1 protein-coding gene and 1 pseudogene are annotated in these 250 nt (G+C 67.6%); one reads left to right on the top strand and one right to left on the bottom strand.

Translation table 11 applies throughout. The annotated features are described in order from the left end of the window. Positions 1–94: IS3 family transposase (locus D7V77_RS46185; protein ID WP_367303545.1), on the top strand; the 94-nt coding region annotated here is incomplete at its 5' end. Between the two features lie 29 nt (positions 95–123). Here D7V77_RS46185 and D7V77_RS43090 read toward each other — a convergent pair. After that, positions 124–228 (bottom strand): annotated as a pseudogene (locus D7V77_RS43090) (IS5/IS1182 family transposase); the annotation flags it as partial. Positions 229–250 lie beyond the last annotated feature (22 nt).

The following is a 250-nucleotide window of genomic DNA, read 5'->3' as shown; positions in this document are numbered from 1 at the left end:
GTTCTACAACCGGAAGCGGCGCCACTCCGCCCTGGGCTACGTCAGCCCAGTGGAATACGAGCGGAGGGCCGCAACCAAGAGGCTGGCAGCGTAGTCAACCTGTCCACCGAACCGGAGCAGGCCCACTTCGCGGTGGTCCTTGTTCGGTCGGCCCCGCGCGGGTTTCTGGGGCGGCAGCAGTCCTGCCAGCCGCTCCCATTGGGCGTCCGTCAGCTCTCCTCGGCTCATGCCCTCCTAACACCCGGCTCCA

The sequence above is a fragment of the Corallococcus sp. CA041A genome (assembly GCF_003612075.1).
GTDB classification, from domain to species: domain Bacteria; phylum Myxococcota; class Myxococcia; order Myxococcales; family Myxococcaceae; genus Corallococcus; species Corallococcus exiguus.
This window is presented reverse-complemented; position numbering and strand designations above follow the sequence as displayed.